We start from the raw sequence: 17,468 nt of genomic DNA on the forward strand, positions 1-17,468 counted from the left end.
ACTTGATCGAGCAACAAGGACGCACCGATGAACACTGCTGTGGATGCTGTCGAACGTACCGAGATCCTGATCATCGGCGCCGGACCGGCCGGCTCGGTGGCCGCGGCGATGCTGCGCCAGCAGGGCCGCCAGGTCCTGATGCTGGAACGCCAGCAGTTCCCGCGCTTTTCCATCGGCGAAAGCCTGCTGCCGCAGAGCATGGAGTACATCGAGGCGGCCGGCCTGCTGCAGGACGTGGTCGAGGCGGGCTTCCAGCACAAGAACGGGGCCGCCTTCGTGCACGGCGAAGCGCGTACCGCATTCGACTTCAGGAAGAAGTTCTCGCCGGGCTGGGGCACCACCTACCAGGTGCAGCGCGCCGATTTCGACAACGTGCTGGCGCGCGGTGCCGAGCGAATGGGGGCCACGCTGCGTTTCGGCGACGAGGTGCTGTCGGTCGAGCCCGGCGAGCAGCCGGCGGTGACGGTGCGCCGCCCGGACGGCAGCGAGTACCGCATCGAGGCCGATTTCATCCTCGACGCCTCGGGCTTCGCGCGCCTGCTGCCGCGCCTGCTGCAGCTGGAATCGCCGTCCAACTTCCCGGTGCGCGGCGCGATCTTCTGCCATGTGCGCGACAACATCCCGGCCGAAGCGGACTTCGATCGCAACAAGATCCTGATCACCACCCACCCCGAGCACGTCGACGTCTGGTACTGGACCATCCCGTTCTCCAACGGCTGCTGCTCGCTGGGCGTGGTGGCCGAGCCGTCGTTCTTCGAGCGCTACGACGGCGACGACCTGCAGAAGCTGCAGGCGATCGTCGGCGAGGATCCGAACCTGACCCGGCTGCTGGCCAATGCCGAATGGGCGGTGCTGCCGGTACGCCGCATCACCGGCTATTCGGCCAATGTCAGTTCGTTGTGGGGGCCGGGCTATGCCCTGCTGGGCAATGCCGGCGAGTTCCTCGACCCGGTGTTCTCGTCCGGCGTGACCATCGCCTTCAAGTCCGCGCAGCTGGCCAGCGCATGCCTGGCGCGCCGCTACGCCGGCGAAGCCGTGGACTGGGAAGCGGAGTTCTCGGTCCCGCTGCGGGCGGGCGTGAAGACCTTCCGCCGCTTCGTCGAAAGCTGGTACGAAGGCGGTTTCCAGAAGATCATCTACCACCCGCAGCAGCAGCCCGAAGTGCGCGACATGATCAGCTCCATCCTGGCCGGTTACGCCTGGGACACCAACAACCCGTACGTGGCCGATGACAGTGGCCGCCGGATGCGCGTGCTGGAGCAGCTGTGCGGCGCCTGATCGCCCCTGCCACGGCACTGCTGCTGAGCCTGCTGCTGGCGGCCTGCGCAGGCCGCATGCCGAAGCCGTTGGTGGAACTGCCGCCGCTGCGCCTGTCGCCGGCCAGCCTGCCGGCGCCGCTGGCGTTGCAGCAGCAGCTGCATTTCCGTTTCGGCAGCCATGAACGCGACCTCGATGCGCTGCTGGAAGCCGATGCGCAGCAGGTGCAGCTGGCCGTGCAGGCGATGGGCCAGACCGGTGTGCGCCTGCAGTGGGACGGCCAGCAGCTGACCCAGCAGCGCGCGCCGTGGCTGCCGCCGCAGGTGCGCGCCGAGCGCGTGCTGGATGACCTGCAGTTCGCGTTGTGGCCGACCGCGGCCATCGCCGCCGCGCTGCCGGCCGGCTGGCAGGTCCGTGACGATGGTCATCAGCGCAGCCTGTCGCGCGATGGCACGGTGTGGCTGCAGCTACTGCGCCTGGACGATGGCAGCGTGCAGCTGGACAACCGGGCCGAAGGCTATGCGCTGCGCATCGAATCGATCGACATGGCCGGGCCGGATCGATGAGTGCACCGATCTACCTGAACGACCTGGGCGTGGTCTGCGCGCTCGGCGATGGCCGCGACGCGGTGGCGTCGGCGATGTTCGCCGGCGTGCCGGGCGGGCTCAGCGACAACGATACCCTGCTGCCGGGACACACCCTGGCGCTGGGGCAGGTGCGTACACCGCTGCCGACGCTGGAAGAACTGCCGGCCGCCCTGCGCGGGCGCAACAACGCCCTGCTTGACGTGGCGCTGGCGCAGATCGCACCGGCGGTGGCCGCCGCGATCGCCCGCCACGGCGCCGAACGCGTGGCGGTCGTGCTGGGCACCAGTACCTCGGGCATCGGTGAATCCGAGCAGGCCCTGCGCACCCATGCCGAACAGGGCCAATGGCCGCCCGGGTTCGATTACGCCCAGCAGGAAATGGGCACCGCCGCGCAGTTCGTGCGCCAGCGCAGTGGCGCGCAGGGCCCGGCATGGACGCTGTCCACCGCCTGCTCGTCCAGCGCCAAGGCCTTGATGTCGGCCGCACGCATGCTGCGCGCGGGCATCGTCGATGCAGTGATCGCCGGCGGTGCCGATTCGCTGTGCCGCTTCACCGTGGCCGGCTTCAGCGCGCTGGAATCGGTCTCGGCGCTGCGCTGCAATCCATTCTCGCAGCATCGCGCCGGCATCAACATCGGCGAGGGCGCCGCGCTGTTCCTGCTCACCCGCGAGCCCGGCCCGGTATGCCTGGCCGGCTGGGGTGAGTCGGCCGACGCGCACCACATGTCCGCCCCCGACCCGCAAGGGCTTGGCGCCATCGATGCTCTGCAGCAGGCGTTGCTGCGCGCCGGCTGGGCGGCCGATGAGGTGGACTACGTGAACCTGCATGGCACCGCCACCGGCCACAACGATGCGATGGAAAGCCTGGCGGTGGCGCAGGTGCTGGGCAACGGCGTGCCGGCCAGTTCAACCAAACCGCTGACCGGCCACACGCTGGGTGCTTCGGGCGCGATCGAGGCAGCGCTGTGCTGGATCGTGCTGGCCGAGAACCCGCAGCAGCAGCTGCCACCTCACTGGTGGGACGGCGTGGCCGACCCCGCATTGCCGGTGCTGCCGCTGGTCGCACCGGCCACCCGCCTGGCGCATCCGGCGCGGCGGGTACTGAGCAATTCGTTTGCCTTCGGCGGCAGCAATGCCGTGCTGGCGCTGGAGCGTCGATGAACACGCTGTACGCGATCGAAGAGGTGGTGCCGCACCGCCAGGACATGTGCCTGCTGGAGCGCATCACGCACTGGGACCAGGACACCATCGAGGCCGAACTGGTGGTGCCCGACGCGGGCCTGTTCGTCGAGGAGGGCCAGGTGCCGGCGTGGGTCGGCATCGAATACATGGCGCAGGCCATCGCGGCGTGGGCCGGTTGCCGTGCGCGTGCGGCCGGCAAGCCGCCGCAGTTGGGCTTCCTGCTTGGCAGCCGCCGCTACAGCAGCCCGCGCAGCAGCTTTCCCAGCGGATCGCGGCTGCGCGTGCAGGCGCGCTGCGAGCTGTTGGGCGACAATGGATTGGGGATGTTCGCCTGCCGCATCCTGGCAGGCGAGGACGAATGGGCGACAGCCAACGTGTCGGTGTTCGAACCGGCCGACGCGATGGCCTATCTGGAGAGTGGACAGGCATGACAGGGAATCGAAGCGTGCTGGTGACCGGCGCCAGCCGGGGCATTGGCCGGGCCATCGCGCTGCGCATCGCGCGTGACGGCTTCGACGTGGTGGTGCATTGCCGCAGCCGCGTGGATGAAGCGCAGGCGGTGGTCGCCGAGATCGAGGCACTGGGCCAGCAGGCCCGCGTGCTGGTGTTCGACGTGGCCGACCGCGCGTCTGCGCGGGCCGCGCTGGAGGCCGATGTCGAAGCGCATGGCGCTTACTACGGCGTGGTCTGCAATGCCGGCATCGCCCGTGACGGCGCCTTCCCGGCGTTGTCGGCCGACGACTGGGACCAGGTCATCCACACCAACCTGGATGGCTTCTACAACGTGCTGCATCCCCTGATCATGCCGATGGTGCGGCGGCGCAAGCCGGGCCGCATCGTCACCCTGTCGTCGGTATCCGGGCTCGCCGGGAACCGCGGGCAGGTCAACTACAGCGCCGCCAAGGCCGGCATCATCGGGGCCACCAAGGCGCTGGCGCTGGAACTGGCCAGCCGCCAGATCACCGTCAATTGCGTGGCCCCGGGCCTGATCGAGACCGAAATGCTCAACGATGAAGTGGTTGAACACGCGCTCAAGCTGATTCCCGCCGGCCGCGTCGGTCGTCCCGACGAAGTGGCGGCGACGGTGGCGTTCCTGCTGTCCGAGCCGGCCGGCTACATCACCCGCCAGGTGATCTCGGTGAACGGAGGCATGATCTGATGGCCGCCAATCGTCGCGTGGTGGTCACCGGCGCCGCCGCCATCAGTCCGCTCGGCCACGACTGGCCCACCATCGAAGCGCACCTGCGCAGCTGCCGCAATGCCGTGCGTGCAATGCCCGAGTGGGATGTCTATGCCGGCCTGAACACCAAGCTGGCCGCACCGGCGCAGGACTTCGAGCTGCCGCCGAACTACAACCGCAAGACCACCCGCTCGATGGGCAAGGTCGCGATCATGTCGGTGCGTGCCACCGAGGTGGCGCTGCGCGAGGCAGGCCTGCACGAGCACCCGGTGCTGCGCAGCGGCCGTACCGGCGTGGCCTATGGTTCCTCGTCGGGCAGCCATGAGGCCACCGGTGAATTCGGGCGCATGCTCAACGAGTTCACCACCGATGGCATCAGTGCCACCACCTACCTGAAGATGATGAGCCACACCGCGCCGGTCAACATCGGCGTGTTCTTCGGCCTGTCCGGGCGCGTGTACACCACGTCCAGTGCCTGCACTTCCGGCAGCCAGGGCGTGGGTGCGGCCTATGAAGCGATCCGCAGCGGCAAGCAGACGGTGATGGTGGCCGGCGGTGCCGAGCAGCTCGATGCCACCGCTGCGGCGGTGTTCGACACGCTGTTCGCCACCAGCGTGCGCAATGACGCGCCGCAGACCACGCCGCGCCCGTTCGATGCCGGCCGTGATGGCCTGGTACTGGGCGAGGGCGCCTGCACGCTGATCCTGGAGGACCTGGAACACGCGCAGGCGCGTGGCGCCACCATCCTGGCCGAGGTGGTCGGCTACGGCACCAACAGCGATGGCCAGCACGTCACCCAGCCCAGCGCCGACACCATGGCCCAGGCGATGCGCCTGGCGCTGGAAGATGCCGGCCTGGACGCGGGGCAGATCGACTACGTCAACGCGCACGGCACCGCCACCGACCACGGTGACATCGCCGAAACCCAGGCCACCGCGCAGGTGTTCGGCAACCGCGTGCCGATCAGCTCGCTGAAGAGCTACGTCGGCCACATGCTGGGTGCCTGTGGCGCGTTCGAGGCCTGGCTGAGCATCGAGATGATGCGCGCCGGCTGGTTCGCGCCCACCCTGAACCTGGCCGAGGTCGACCCGCGCTGTGGCCAGCTCGACTTCATCACCGGGCAGGGCCGCGAGCTGCAGGCCGAGTACGTGATGAGCAACAACTTCGCTTTCGGCGGCATCAACACCTCGCTGGTGTTCCGCCGCTGGCGCGAGTGACCCACCGTCCCACCGCACTGTTTCCGCTACCCACCCGCACCCCTGACAAGGAGAAGTTTCGATGCGCCGCACTCTCATGATCGCCACTGCCACCGCGCTGCTGGCCCTGACCTCCACCGCCTCTGCCCGCGACACGCGTGTCGAACAGTCCCTGCAGGAACTGGTCAATTCGCAGGCCGCCAAGGACGCCGGCATTGACGGCAGCGTGCGCTTCTACCTGGCCGGCCAGCCGGTCAGCGTGCAGCAGCGCCTGGGCGAAGACGTGACCAACAAGAAGACCAACGCGGCCAACAAGAGCGATGCCGAGGCCTGCCGCTGGGTCGCGCTGTCGGCGCTGCGCGCGCTGCAGGACGGTGCCAAGTCGCGCGGCGCCAACGCCGTGGTCGACATCGTCAGCTACTACAAGAAGAACGAGTTCAAGAGCAGCACCAACTACGAGTGCTACGCCGGCGCCATCCTCGCCGGTGTCGCGCTGAAGGGCACCTACGCCAAGGTCAAGTAAGCGCCCGTGTGGCGGCGGCGCTGGCTGAACGTCGCCGCCACATTGCTGAACCCCGCCGGGGAAACGCCGCCGATCACGCCGCCATCGTCGGCTGACGGCTTTCCCCGCTGTCGGCTTTCCGACACAATCATGGCTCTTCCCGGGTTATCGTCCCGCGGACATGCACGCCTACGTCTATAAAAGCCAACTCAAGCCGGACACCTACGTCTACGTTCCCCGACGCGATGATTTCAGTGCGCTGCCCGCGCCGCTGCTGAGCTCGCTGGGGGCGCTCGCCTTCGTCCTGGAAGTGGCCCTGGATGCCCAGCGCCGCCTGGCCCAGGCCGATCCGGAAAAGGTCCGCAGTGAAATGAGCGAACGCGGGTTCTATCTGCAGGTGCCGCCGTCGGTGGCCAGCCTGATGCCGCGTCACTATGACTGACGCCTCCCGACCGCGCGTCCTGTCGATCGCCTTCGCCGCCGGTGCCGTGCTGGCGCTGGGCGCCGCAGTGGGCGGCGTTCCGGGTGCCCTGCTTGCCGCATTGGCGCAGCCGGCGTTCGCGCTGGGGGTGTCGTGGTGGCGCCGCAGCCGCGCGCTGCGGCCGCTGGCGCTGGTGGCTCGCCAGGACCTGCCGGCGCTGCTGGCGCTGTGGGCCGCCGCGCCGCTGCTGCTGGCCCTGCTGCTGGCCTGGCCGTTGGCGGCACTGCGTGACAGCGGCAGCCTGGCTGCGGTGCTGGGCCTGAGCGTGCTGGTCAGTGCCGGCCTGCTGGCGGCCTGGCGCACCTGGCCGCTGTGGAACGATGTCGAACGCCTGGATGGCAGCCTGGCCCAGCACTGGCAGGCACTGGCCGGCCGCGATCTGACCGCCTGGCGTGGTCTTGGCGTGGCCGCGCTGGTGATCGCCTTGGCCGCACTGGTGGTGCTGCCGGCCTGGCCGGGCCTGTTGCCGGACAGCGCACGCTGGCCGGCTGCGCTGGCGGTGGTGGTGCTGTCGCCGCTGCTGCACCTGCTGCTGCAGCGGGTCGCGCCCGCGCCGCTGGTGGCGTTGCGGCCCAGCCCGTTGGCGGCGGCCAGCAGCGACCACGAATCGATGTTCGCAGTGGTGGCGGAAACCGCGCCGCTGGAAGCCATGGCGCCGCAAGAACTGACCCCTGCGCTGTATGAAGCCGCCCGGCACGGCCGCGTCGACCGTGCCCTGCAGCTGCTGCAGGCCGGCGCCGACCCCTACGCGCTGCCGGACCCGGACTGGCGTGACCAGCGCAGCCTGGCGGTGCTGGCCGCAGTGCTGCCGGACCTGCGCCTGCTGCGCGAACTGATTGCCCGCGGCGTCGATGTGAATGCGCCCCACCGGGGCATGACGCCGCTGTTGGCGGCCACCCGCGACAGCTGGCATGGCCGTCCCGAAGCGGTGATGACCCTGCTCGCCAACGGCGCCGATTCGCGCGCCACCGACAGCGACGGCAACACCCCGCTGCACCATGCCGCGCGCAGTTCCGACCCGGGTGTGGCAGCGTTGCTGCGCGATGCCGCAGCCGAAGTGGATGCACTCAACCGCGACGGCTGGTCGCCGCTGGCGGTGGCCTGCCAGGTCGGCAACTGGCGCCTGGCCCGCTTCCTGCTCGAGCGCGGTGCACGCAGCGAACCGGCCGAGGGCACCCCGGTGCTGCTGGCCGCCGCCGCCACCGAGGACGACGATCCGGCCGGCGTGCAGCTGCTGCTCAAGCACAAGGCACGCGCCGACGCGCGTGATCGCCAGCGCCGCAGCGCGCTGCACGAGGCAGCGCTGGCCGGCCACGTGGAGATCATCGGCGTGCTGCTGGGCGCCGGCGCCAACCTGGAAGCGCGCGATGCACTGGGCCGCACGCCGTGGCTGGAAGCCGCCCGTGCCGGCCGTGCCGCCGTGGTCGAGCACCTGCTGCCGCACAAGCCGGACCTGGTCGCGGTGGACGGCGAAGGCCGCAATGCGGTGCAGCTGGCAGTGATGGCCGAGGATGTCTCGCCGCTGCTGATCAAGCGCCTGGTCGAACTGGGCATCGCCGCCGACGCCACCGACCCGGTTGGCCGCCGCGCGGTGGACTACGCGGCCGAAGCGGGCCGCTGGGCGATCGTGGCCCTGCTGGACCCGTCCTATCCGCTGCCGGCAGCCGTCAGTGATGGGCTGGCCGAGCGCGGTGAAGCGGCCAGCGCCAGCGGCCTGTTGCCGGACCGTCCGCCGCTGACCCTGCTGCGCGAAGCGCTGGGCTTCGGCAACACCGATGGCATGGCCGCGCTGGCCAAGCTGTGCCAGCCGGAGGAACTCGGCGGCCTGCTGCTCGATCCGGAGCTGGCGCTGGAGCCGCGCGCGGTCGATTGGCTGCTGGCCCACGGTGCCGATCCCTATGTGCGCGACGCCTGCGCCGATACGCCGATGTTCGCGCTGCTGTCGCGCGGGATCGACGCGGTGCCGGCGCTGCAGGTGATGCTGCAGCGCGGCCTGTCACCGACCGGCCGCGGTGGGCTGGCACGCTTCCTGGCCGCCTGCGCGCAGCACGACCAGGCCGCCCGCGGCCTGGAACAGCTGGCGCTGGAACTGCTGGAACGTGGCGCGGACCCGTTCGCAGCCTCGCCGGCCGGTGACCCACCGCTGTCGCTGGCGGTACGCCTGGGCTGGCTGCGCCTGCAGCAGGCCCTGCTCAAGGCGGGCGTCGATCGCGAGGCGCGCGACAGTCATGGCATGACCGCACTGCACCTGGCCACCGCGCTGGCCCGCGAAGGCGCACTGAAGCTGCTGGTGCAGCACGGTGCCTCGCCGGAAGCGCGTGCTGCCGACGGCCAGACGCCGCTGGGCGTGGCGCTGTCGATCGGCCGCCGCGATCTGGCCGACTGGCTGGACTGGCGGGTGTGGCCGCTGCCGCGCCGTACCCTGCGCGAAGCGGATCTGCCGGCCGCGGCCATGGCCGGCGATGTCGACGCGGTGCGTCGCCTGATCGATCTGGGATTTGCCGTCGACGCTGTCGATGCACAGGGCTGCACGGCACTGCTGCGTGCGGCCGGCGGTGGCCACCTGGCGGTGACCGACCTGCTGCTGGCGCGCGGCGCCGATCCGCAGCACGCTGCCGCCAGTGGCGCGACGCCGTTGTCGGCTGCGGTCAGCATGCGCCAGGTGGACATTGTCTCGGCTCTGCTTGATGCCGGCGCCAAGCTGGAACACCGCCTGCCGGGCGGGGTGACCGTGCTGATGCTGGCCTCGGCGCTGGGCCTGCCGGACATCGCCGCGCGCCTGCTCACCGCCGGTGCCGACGTGCATGCCGGTGACGCGCAGCAACTGGGGCCGCTGCACTGTGCCGCGCTGTATGGCTTCAGCGCCCGCGACCGCTCCCGCCTGCTGGCCCTGCTCGACACCCTGCTGCTGGCCGGTGCCGAACCGGACCAGGCGGCGGCGGGCTCGGTCACGCCGTTGCTGCTGCTGCTGGGCGCACGTGCCGAGCCGGGCACCGCCTGCGACGAGCAGGTGGTGATGGCGGCGGTGGAACGGCTTCTGGATGAGGACGTCAGCCTGGACGTGCGTGACCCGCGCGGCTTCGGTCCGCTGCACCTGGCCGCGCTGCATGGCCTGCCGTTGCTGGTGCAGCGCCTGTTGCGTGCCGGCGCCGATCCGGAGGCGCGGGACAGCCTCAACCGCAGTCCGCGCGAGATCGCAGTGATGCGCGGCTTCATCGACGTGGCCGGCGAATTCGAACCACGCGTGCCGGGTGTCTCGTCGATGGCGCGGTTCCTGCGCGACAACGGCTGAGGGTCGGGGTCGGAATCCGCAGTAGGTAGTGCCGGCCGCTGGCCGGCAATCTCCTGAGACCTCCGGGATACCGAGGCTGCCGGCCAGCGGCCGGCACTACCGGGTCCGTCCTCGATCGGCACTCCTACGTGTCGTCGCTTTCCGCGTCGGCCTCGAACAGGTGCATCAGGTCATTGCGTGCATCGCGCGAGGTCTGGATCACCGCCGCCTCGTCGTCGTACACCAGATACTGGTCGCGCAGCAGCTGTTCGTCGTGTTCGCGGAAGCGTTGCACATGGCGCTCGGCCACGTCCGGTGCCACGCCCAGCGCGGTCAACACGCGGCCGCTCATCTCCAGGCTGGTACCGAACACCTCGCGGAATGGCTCGGCCGACATGTCCATCAGGCGCCACGCATGCTGGCGATTGCGCGCGCGCGCCAGCACTTTTGCGTCCGGGTACAGCCGGCGCACCATGCGCACGGCGCGCAGGTTGGTCTCCGGGTCGTCCACGGTGATCACGAACACATCGATGTGCTCGCCGCCGGCGGCGCGCAGCATCTCCGGCCGGGTCGGATCGCCGTAGTAGAGCTGGTTGCCGAAGCGGCGCAGGTCGGCCACGGTGTCCGGGTTCGCCTCCAGCGCCACGAACGGCACCTTCTGCGCGGTCAGCAGGCGCGCGATCACCTGGCCGAAACGCCCCATGCCGGCGATCAGCACCTTGGGCCGGTTGTCGGGTGCCACCTTGTCGGCCTCGGCCGCCTCGCGCGGTGTGGTCTTCTCCTGGCCGAGCAGCTTGAGCAGCACGATCATCAGCAGCGGCGTGATCGCCATCGACAGGCCGACGATGGCCACCAGCCGGTCGTGGTTGGCATTGCCCAGCAGGTGCGCGCGCTGCGCTTCGTTGAACACCACGAAGGCGAACTCGCCCCCCAGCCACAGCACGCTGCCCAGCAGCAGCGACTGTCGCCGGCTGAGCCGGGCGATGCGGCCGATCACGTACAGCAGGCTGAATTTGACCACCAGCAGGATCGCGACGCCGGCCGCGATCAGCCACGGCTCGGCGGCAATGCGGTCAAGGTCGATGCCCATGCCCACGGCAATGAAGAACAGGCCCAGCAGCAGGCCCTTGAACGGCTCGATCTGCGCTTCCAGTTCATGCCGGAATTCCGAATCGGACAGCAGCACGCCGGCCAGGAACGCGCCCAGGCTGGGGCTGAGGCCGGCTTCCTGCATGAACCAGGCGGTGCCCAGCACCACCAGCAGGGCGGTGGCGGTGAACACTTCCGGGCTGCGGGTGCGCGCGATGATGCCAAATACCCGGCGCAGGACCGGCCGACCGCACAGGATCACCACGGCCAGCGCGCCCAGCGCCACCATTGCATCCTCGATGCGCAGGGTCTCGTTCTTCACCCCGCCCAGCAGCGGGATGGCCGCCAGCAGCGGAATCGCGATCAGGTCCTGGAACAGCAGGATGGCAAAGCCCAGCCGGCCATGGTCGCTGTTGATCGCCTTATGCTCGGACAGCAGCTGCAGGCCCACCGCGGTGGACGACAGCGCCAGCGCCACGCCCACCACCAGCGCGCTCTTCCACTGGAAATGGTCGAGCAGCAGCAGGCCACCGAGCACCAGCCCGGACAGCGCCACCTGCGCCGCACCGGCACCGAACACCGAGCGCCGCATCACCTTCAGGCGCGCCGGCGACAGCTCCAGGCCGATCACGAACAGCAGCATCACCACCCCGATCTCGGCCGCGCCGAGGATGCGGTCGGCGTCCTGCACGAAGCCCAGCCCGTCCGGGCCCAGCACCACGCCCGCCGCCAGATAGCCCAGCACCGCGCCGAAGCCGAACTTCTTGAACACCGGCACGGCGATGACCGCTGCCAGCAACAGCACCAGGGCCAGTTCCAGACCACCGCTATGCATGGGAATACCTGGTCATCGGGGAAGCCCGCAGTGCGTCCGTTCGGGGGAAAGGCGTGGCGAGCGCCACGGCCCCATTATGCGCGCCGACCGGTGCAGGCACGAGAACAACCTGCCATGCCGGCGCCTGGCGCAGGGCCAGCGGGTTGACCTGCATGGCGCGCGGGTCCAGACTGCCCGCCGCTGGCGGCGCGACCGCCGGCACACGCATCCCGGAGTCCCCAACCCATGTCCAGCGACAGTAGAAGTCGACCTCGTTCGACGCCAGCGATGGCCACCGCCTGACATCGGGACGGTCTGCCTGCGTTGGCGTTGCGCGAGGTCGCACCCCACAAGGCAGAACCGATGAACCAGAAGCAATTGCTGCGCCCGGTGGCCGATGCCGCTGCCCTGGCCGCACCACTGGCGAACTACAACACCGCCGATGCGGTGGAATTCCTCAACACGCTGGAGCTGACCCGCGCCGCGGAAACGCTGGCCGCGCTGCCGTTGCCGCGTGCAGTGAAAATGCTGGAAGCACCCGAGCTGCAGCGCAGCGGCGAGCTGGTGGCCACGCTGCCACCGGCCCGCGCCGCCGCCCTGCTGGGGCTGATGGCCGATGACCGCGCCACCGACATCGTCCACGAGCTGGATGAGGAAGAGCGCGCACGGCTGATCCCGCTGCTGGGCAGCGACGCCCGCCAGGTCATCCAGAAGCTGCTGAGCTACCCGCCGAACACCGCCGGCGCGCTGATGACCACCGAATACGTGGCGGTGCCGGCCAGCTGGACCGTGGCGCAGACCCTGCAGCACATCCGCCAGGTCGAGCGCACGCGTGAAACGGTGTACGCGATCTACGTGCTGGACCCGGCCAGCCAGCAGCTGCAGCAGGTGGTGACCATGCGCCGGCTGATCACCGGCCTGCCGGAGGAGTCGATCCTGGACGTGGCCCAGGTCAATCCGCCGGTGACAGTGGATGCACTGATGGACCAGGAGGAAGTCGCGCGGCTGATCCGCCGCCACGACCTGCTGGCGATCCCGGTGGTCGATGCGCAGCAGCAGATGCTGGGCATCGTCACCGTGGACGACGTGCTCGATGCGCTGATCGAGGAATCCACCGAGGACGCGCACAAGTTCGGCGGCATGGAAGCCTTGGACAAGCCGTACATGCAGATCGGCTTCTTCGAGATGCTGCGCAAGCGCGCCGGTTGGCTGAGCGTGCTGTTCCTGGGCGAGATGCTGACCGCCAGCGCGATGCAGCACTACGAGGACGAACTGGCGCGGGCGGTGGTGCTGACCCTGTTCATTCCGCTGATCATGAGCTCGGGTGGCAACTCCGGCTCGCAGGCCACGTCGCTGCTGATCCGCAGCCTGGCACTGCGCGAGCTGCGCCTGCGCGATTGGTGGAAGGTGGCCCTGCGCGAGATTCCGACCGGCATGGTGCTCGGCGCGATCCTCGGCTGCCTGGCCATCGTGCGCATCGTGATCTGGCAGCTGGGCGGCCTGCATGATTACGGCGAGCACTGGATCCTGCTGGCAATCACCATCGGCGCTGCACTGGTCGGCATCGTCACCTTCGGCTCGCTGTCCGGCTCGATGCTGCCCTTCGTCCTGAAGCGGCTCGGTTTCGATCCGGCCAGCGCCTCGGCGCCATTCGTGGCCACCCTGGTGGATGTCACCGGCCTGGTGATCTATTTCAGCATCGCCGCGCTGATCCTGCACGGCACGCTGCTGTAACGAAAAAAGGGGACGGAGGGGATTAAGTCGTTTGTGCACAAACGACTTAATCCCCTCCGTCCCCTTTTTTGGGTACCGTAGGCGCATGAGTACCTACCACCTGCAGTCCGTGTTCCGTCCGCAGTCGGTCGCGGTGATCGGCGGCAGCCCGCGTGAGCGCTCGGCCGGCCGTGCGGTGATGCGCAACCTGCGCGGCACCGGCTTCCCCGGCAAGGTGGCGTGGATCAACCCGCGGCACGCCGAGATCGATGGCATCCGCACGGTCAAGCGGCTGAAAGACCTGGACTGGGTGCCTGACCTGGTGGTGATCACCGCACCAGCGGCAATCGTGCCGCAGGTGGTGCGCACCGCCGCCGAGCGCGGCGTGCAGGCCGCGATCATCCTGACCGCGCACCTGGGCGAAGGCCCCGGCTCGCTGTCGGCGCAGGTGGAAGCGGTGGCACGCAAGCATGGCCTGCGCATCCTCGGCCCGCATTGCCTGGGCGTGATCGCGCCGCACGCGCGGCTCAATGCCAGCATCGCCGCACATTTCCCGCAGGCCGGCGACCTCGCGCTGATCTCCGAATCCTCGGCCATTGCCGCCGCGCTGGTGGAGTGGGGCGTGGCGCGCTCGGTCGGGTTTTCCGCGGTGGTCTCGCTGGGCGACACGATGGACGTCGACTTCGGTGACCTGCTCGACTACTTCGCCACCGACTACCGCACCCGCGCCATCCTGCTCTACGTCGAGCAGATCAAGGACGCGCGCAAGTTCATGTCGGCTGCGCGTGCCGCCGCCCGCGCCAAGCCGGTGGTGGTGGTGAAGTCGGGCCGCGCCGAGCGCGTGCAGCCGGGCAGCCGCGATACCCATGTGCAGGCCCTGGCCCGTGCCGATGATGTGTACGGCGCCGCCTTCAACCGCGCCGGCCTGCTGCGCGTGGGCGCGCTGGACGAGCTGTTCACCGCCGCCGAATCGCTCGGGCGGCTGGGCACGTTCCCCGGCCGCCGCCTGGCCATCCTCAGCAATGGTGGCGGCGTCGGCCGCCTCGCCGTGGACCAGCTGATCGCGCTGCGTGGCACGCTGGCCACCCTGTCCGACAGCACGGTTCAGAAGCTCGATGCGGTATTGCCGCAGGGCTGGTCGCGCAGCAATCCGGTCGACATCGTGGTCGATGCCGATGGCGAGCGCTATGCCGCGGCCATCGAAGCGCTGCTGGCCGACAACGAGAACGACGCGGTGATGGTGGTCAACGTCCCCACCGCATTCACGTCGTCTGCAGACGCTGCGCAGGCGCTCACCCGCACGCTCGGCCTGCGTCCGCGCCATCATCGCGACAAGCCGGTGTTCGCGGTGTGGTTGGGCAACGACGACCAGGCCACCGCCACGCTCAACGCGGCACGGGTGCCGACCTATCCGACCGAGGCCGAGGCGGTACGCGGCTTCCAGCATCTGGTGCGTTACCGCGAGGCGCAGAACGCATTGATGGAAACGCCGCCCAGCCTGCCGCAGGACTTCAACGTCGATGCGGCGGCCGCGCGAACGCTGGTCGATGCCGCGCTGGCCAATGGGCAGCAGTGGCTGGACCCGCTGGCCACGCACGAACTGCTCAAGGCCTACGGCATTCCGTCCGCGCCGGTGATGCACGCGCGCGATGCGCACGAAGCGATGGATCTGGCGCAGCCACTGCTGGAACGCGGTGCGTCCGTAGCGCTGAAAATCCTGTCGCCGGACATTCCGCACAAGTCCGAAGTGGACGGCGTGCGCCTGAACCTGTCCACGCTGCCGGCGGTGCAGAGCGCGGCCAACGCGATCCTGTCACGTGCGCGCCAGTTGCGGCCGGACGCGCGCATCGACGGCCTGCTGGTGCAGCCGACCATCGTGCGCCCGAAAGCGCGTGAGCTGATCGTCGGCATTGCCGATGACGCAACGTTCGGCCCGGTGATCGTGGTCGGTCGTGGCGGTACTGCGGTCGAAGTGATCAACGACAAGGCGCTGGCACTGCCGCCGCTCGACCTGCGCCTGGCCCATGAACTGATCGGCCAGACCCGCGCCTCGCGCATCCTCAAGGCCTACGGGGATGTGCCCGCCGCCGACGAGCGCGCACTGGCGCTGGCGCTGGTCAAGCTGGCGCAGCTGGCCGCCGACATTCCCGAAGTACGCACGCTGGACATCAACCCGCTGCTGGTCGACGGCAAGGGCATCCTCGCCCTCGACGCGCGCGTGGCGGTGGCGCCGTCGCGCATCCTGCACAAGGGCCGCGGCCATCCGCGCTTCTCGGTGTTCCCGTACCCGAAGGAGTGGGAGCGCACCATCGAATTGTCCGATGGCGGCCGCGCGTTCGTGCGCCCGGTGCGGCCGGAAGACGATGCGCTGTTCCGCGCGTTCTTCGCCCGCGTCAGCGACGAAGACCTGCGCCTGCGCTTCTTCCAGTCGGTGAAGCACTTCAGCCACGAGTTCATCGCGCGCCTGACCCAGCTCGACTACGCGCGCTCGATTGCGCTGGTGGCGATCGAGCCGCGCAGTGGCGAAATGCTCGGCGCGGTGCGCCTGCACGCCGATGCCGATTACCACCGTGGCGAGTACGGCATCCTGATCCGCTCGGACCTGAAGGGCCATGGCATCGGCTGGCGGCTGATGGCGATCATGATCGAGTACGCCAAGTGGCTGGGGCTAGACGTGGTCGAAGGCCAGGTGCTGCGCGAGAACAGCACCATGCTGGCGATGTGCCAGAGCCTGGGCTTCAAGACCCGGCTGGACCCGGATGACCCGACGGTGATGGTGGTGACGCTGCCGGTGCAGCAGGTCGAGGTGCCCGACGTCCCGGTGTAGCGCCGAGCCCACGCTCGGCTGCCTAGCATCATACGGGCACGCCTGAGCCGAGCATGGGCTCGGCTCTACAGCTTCAACGCGTGGGTTCCACCACCACCGCCGTGCCGTAGCACAGCACCTCGGTCAGCCCGGTCATCACATCGGTGGCGTCGTAGCGCATGCCGATGATTGCGTTGGCACCCAGCTGCCGCGCGTGCTTGACCATGTCGCGGTAGGTTTCCTCGCGAGCCTGTTCGCACAGCTCGGTGTAGATGGTGATGTTGCCGCCGAAGATCGTCTGGATACCGCCGAGGAAGTTGCCGACGATCGAGCGCGAGCGCACGGTGATGCCGCGCACCACACCCAGGTTGCGCACGACGCGATGGCCGGGCAGCTCGAAGGCGGTGGTGACCAGCGAATCGTCGAAGCGCAGCGCGGGTGGGGTGGGGGTACCGCTGTTGTAGGGGTCTGCCATGGTCGCGTCCGTATCGGAGAGTCGAACTTGCTCGACTCTACAACGCAACCGCCCGTTGCGGCATGGTTCCCTCACCGCACCGGCGCGACAATACTGCCATGACCGACCGTATCCCCCTGCTCCTGCTGCCTGGCCTGCTCAACGATGCCGAGCTGTGGCGCGCGCAGTTGGCTGACCTGGCCGACATCGCTGACTGCACGGTCGGCGACCAGACCCGTGGCGAGACCCTGCAGGCGGTGGCCGAGGACGTGCTCGCACAGGCACCGGCGCGCTTTGCGCTGGCTGGCTTCTCACTGGGCGGCTTCGTGGCCCAGCAGATCCTGCGCATTGCGCCAGAGCGCGTGCTGCAGCTGGCGCTGATCGATACCTCGCTCCACGCCGATTCACCGGAACGTGCCGAGCAGCGCCGCAGCCAGCGCGCCAGCGTGCGCCTGCCCGGAAAGTTCCATGGTTTCGGTGATGTGCTGATGCGCAGCTACATTGATGCGTCGCGGCTGGACGACTACGTGCTGGTGCAGCGCGTGCGCGACATGACCGCCCGCCTCGGTGCGGACGTCTTCCTGCGGCAGAGCGCACTGGAGCGCCGTGACGGCCACGACGTGCTGGCCGGTTACCGCGATCCGCTGCTTATCGTGTGCGGGGCCAATGACCGGATCACGCCGTTGGCGGTGAGCGAAGAAATGCACGCGATGGTGCCGCACTCGCAGCTGGTGGTGGTGCCCGATTGTGGGCACTTGGCACCGATGGAAAAACCGGAGGAGGTCAGTGCGGCAATGCGTGGGTGGTTGCTGCAGGGCAGGGGATGATCCCCGTCTTCTGGTAGATGCCGGCCTTGGTCGGCACCTCCTGCGGAGCCGAGTTAGGCTCGGCTCCAGCGAGGCAGCAGCCGAGCGTGCGCGCGGCTCTGCAACAACAC

14 protein-coding genes are annotated in these 17,468 nt (G+C 69.4%); 12 read left to right on the forward strand and 2 right to left on the reverse strand.

Annotation, left to right across the window (positions count from 1 at the left end; genetic code table 11):
• Positions 1 to 27 precede the first annotated feature (27 nt).
• The 9 genes from LRM18_RS13125 to LRM18_RS13165 all read left to right on the forward strand — a co-directional run bounded on the left by LRM18_RS13125 (position 28) and on the right by LRM18_RS13165 (position 9,676).
• Positions 28 to 1,278 carry an NAD(P)/FAD-dependent oxidoreductase gene (locus LRM18_RS13125; RefSeq protein ID WP_049471199.1) on the forward strand — a complete coding sequence of 417 codons (1,251 nt, stop codon included), beginning with the start codon at positions 28 to 30 and terminating at the stop codon, positions 1,276 to 1,278.
• Positions 1,266 to 1,823, forward strand: coding sequence for a DUF3261 domain-containing protein (locus LRM18_RS13130; protein ID WP_049471201.1), 558 nt, complete (start codon positions 1,266 to 1,268; stop codon positions 1,821 to 1,823). Before LRM18_RS13125 ends, LRM18_RS13130 begins: the two co-directional genes overlap by 13 nt.
• A complete protein-coding gene (locus LRM18_RS13135; protein WP_053461653.1) occupies positions 1,820 to 3,004 on the forward strand; it encodes a beta-ketoacyl-[acyl-carrier-protein] synthase family protein in 1,185 nt (394 codons plus the stop codon). The genes LRM18_RS13130 and LRM18_RS13135 overlap by 4 nt, the downstream gene beginning before the upstream one ends.
• A complete protein-coding gene (locus LRM18_RS13140; protein ID WP_032960608.1) occupies positions 3,001 to 3,456 on the forward strand; it encodes a dehydratase in 456 nt (151 codons plus the stop codon). Before LRM18_RS13135 ends, LRM18_RS13140 begins: the two co-directional genes overlap by 4 nt.
• Entirely contained in the window at positions 3,453 to 4,184 is a 732-nt protein-coding gene (fabG, locus tag LRM18_RS13145) for a 3-oxoacyl-ACP reductase FabG (RefSeq protein ID WP_049471205.1), read from the forward strand. Before LRM18_RS13140 ends, fabG begins: the two co-directional genes overlap by 4 nt.
• Positions 4,184 to 5,422 (forward strand): beta-ketoacyl-ACP synthase, encoded by a 1,239-nt coding sequence (locus tag LRM18_RS13150; protein ID WP_270954790.1) that lies wholly within the window; start codon positions 4,184 to 4,186, stop codon positions 5,420 to 5,422. The genes fabG and LRM18_RS13150 overlap by 1 nt, the downstream gene beginning before the upstream one ends.
• 61 nt (positions 5,423 to 5,483) lie before the next feature.
• Positions 5,484 to 5,924 carry a hypothetical protein gene (locus LRM18_RS13155; protein ID WP_005420284.1) on the forward strand — a complete coding sequence of 147 codons (441 nt, stop codon included), beginning with the start codon at positions 5,484 to 5,486 and terminating at the stop codon, positions 5,922 to 5,924.
• A gap of 160 nt (positions 5,925 to 6,084) precedes the next feature.
• A complete protein-coding gene (locus tag LRM18_RS13160; protein WP_049459612.1) occupies positions 6,085 to 6,345 on the forward strand; it encodes a YcgL domain-containing protein in 261 nt (86 codons plus the stop codon).
• On the forward strand, positions 6,338 to 9,676 hold the full coding sequence (locus tag LRM18_RS13165; protein WP_270954791.1) for an ankyrin repeat domain-containing protein: 3,339 nt from the start codon (positions 6,338 to 6,340) through the stop codon (positions 9,674 to 9,676). The genes LRM18_RS13160 and LRM18_RS13165 overlap by 8 nt, the downstream gene beginning before the upstream one ends.
• A gap of 124 nt (positions 9,677 to 9,800) precedes the next feature.
• On the opposite strand, the gene LRM18_RS13170 is transcribed toward LRM18_RS13165, so the two are convergent.
• Complete coding sequence (locus tag LRM18_RS13170) at positions 9,801 to 11,579, reverse strand: monovalent cation:proton antiporter-2 (CPA2) family protein (RefSeq protein WP_049459610.1); 1,779 nt, start codon at positions 11,577 to 11,579, stop codon at positions 9,801 to 9,803.
• Between the two features lie 342 nt (positions 11,580 to 11,921).
• On the opposite strand from LRM18_RS13170, the gene mgtE reads away from it, so the two are divergent.
• Both mgtE and LRM18_RS13180 read left to right on the forward strand, forming a co-directional pair.
• Positions 11,922 to 13,292, forward strand: a complete 1,371-nt coding sequence (gene mgtE / locus LRM18_RS13175) for a magnesium transporter (RefSeq protein ID WP_182068605.1) — start codon at positions 11,922 to 11,924, stop codon at positions 13,290 to 13,292.
• An 85-nt stretch (positions 13,293 to 13,377) separates the two neighbouring features.
• Positions 13,378 to 16,098 carry a bifunctional acetate--CoA ligase family protein/GNAT family N-acetyltransferase gene (locus LRM18_RS13180; protein ID WP_074725682.1) on the forward strand — a complete coding sequence of 907 codons (2,721 nt, stop codon included), beginning with the start codon at positions 13,378 to 13,380 and terminating at the stop codon, positions 16,096 to 16,098.
• A gap of 73 nt (positions 16,099 to 16,171) precedes the next feature.
• Here LRM18_RS13180 and LRM18_RS13185 read toward each other — a convergent pair whose 3' ends face one another.
• Positions 16,172 to 16,552 carry a YbjQ family protein gene (locus tag LRM18_RS13185; RefSeq protein WP_049470734.1) on the reverse strand — a complete coding sequence of 127 codons (381 nt, stop codon included), beginning with the start codon at positions 16,550 to 16,552 and terminating at the stop codon, positions 16,172 to 16,174.
• A gap of 98 nt (positions 16,553 to 16,650) precedes the next feature.
• On the opposite strand from LRM18_RS13185, the gene LRM18_RS13190 reads away from it, so the two are divergent.
• Entirely contained in the window at positions 16,651 to 17,358 is a 708-nt protein-coding gene (locus LRM18_RS13190; RefSeq protein WP_270954792.1) for an alpha/beta hydrolase, read from the forward strand.
• Positions 17,359 to 17,468 lie beyond the last annotated feature (110 nt).

Source organism: Stenotrophomonas sp. PI_27 (assembly GCF_027854495.1).
In the GTDB taxonomy this organism is placed as follows: Bacteria; Pseudomonadota; Gammaproteobacteria; order Xanthomonadales; family Xanthomonadaceae; genus Stenotrophomonas; species Stenotrophomonas pavanii.

Excerpts from the sequence above, each read along its gene's own strand:
- LRM18_RS13125 (WP_049471199.1), top strand. The coding sequence starts at position 28 with ATGAACACTGCTGTGGATGCTGTCGAACGTACCGAGATCCTGATCATC.
- LRM18_RS13135 (WP_053461653.1), top strand. The coding sequence starts at position 1,820 with ATGAGTGCACCGATCTACCTGAACGACCTGGGCGTGGTCTGCGCGCTC.
- LRM18_RS13140 (WP_032960608.1), top strand. The coding sequence starts at position 3,001 with ATGAACACGCTGTACGCGATCGAAGAGGTGGTGCCGCACCGCCAGGAC.
- fabG (WP_049471205.1), top strand. The coding sequence starts at position 3,453 with ATGACAGGGAATCGAAGCGTGCTGGTGACCGGCGCCAGCCGGGGCATT.
- LRM18_RS13150 (WP_270954790.1), top strand. The coding sequence starts at position 4,184 with ATGGCCGCCAATCGTCGCGTGGTGGTCACCGGCGCCGCCGCCATCAGT.
- LRM18_RS13155 (WP_005420284.1), top strand. The coding sequence starts at position 5,484 with ATGCGCCGCACTCTCATGATCGCCACTGCCACCGCGCTGCTGGCCCTG.
- LRM18_RS13160 (WP_049459612.1), top strand. The coding sequence starts at position 6,085 with ATGCACGCCTACGTCTATAAAAGCCAACTCAAGCCGGACACCTACGTC.
- LRM18_RS13165 (WP_270954791.1), top strand. The coding sequence starts at position 6,338 with ATGACTGACGCCTCCCGACCGCGCGTCCTGTCGATCGCCTTCGCCGCC.
- LRM18_RS13170 (WP_049459610.1), bottom strand. The coding sequence starts at position 11,579 with ATGCATAGCGGTGGTCTGGAACTGGCCCTGGTGCTGTTGCTGGCAGCG.
- mgtE (WP_182068605.1), top strand. The coding sequence starts at position 11,922 with ATGAACCAGAAGCAATTGCTGCGCCCGGTGGCCGATGCCGCTGCCCTG.
- LRM18_RS13180 (WP_074725682.1), top strand. The coding sequence starts at position 13,378 with ATGAGTACCTACCACCTGCAGTCCGTGTTCCGTCCGCAGTCGGTCGCG.
- LRM18_RS13185 (WP_049470734.1), bottom strand. The coding sequence starts at position 16,552 with ATGGCAGACCCCTACAACAGCGGTACCCCCACCCCACCCGCGCTGCGC.
- LRM18_RS13190 (WP_270954792.1), top strand. The coding sequence starts at position 16,651 with ATGACCGACCGTATCCCCCTGCTCCTGCTGCCTGGCCTGCTCAACGAT.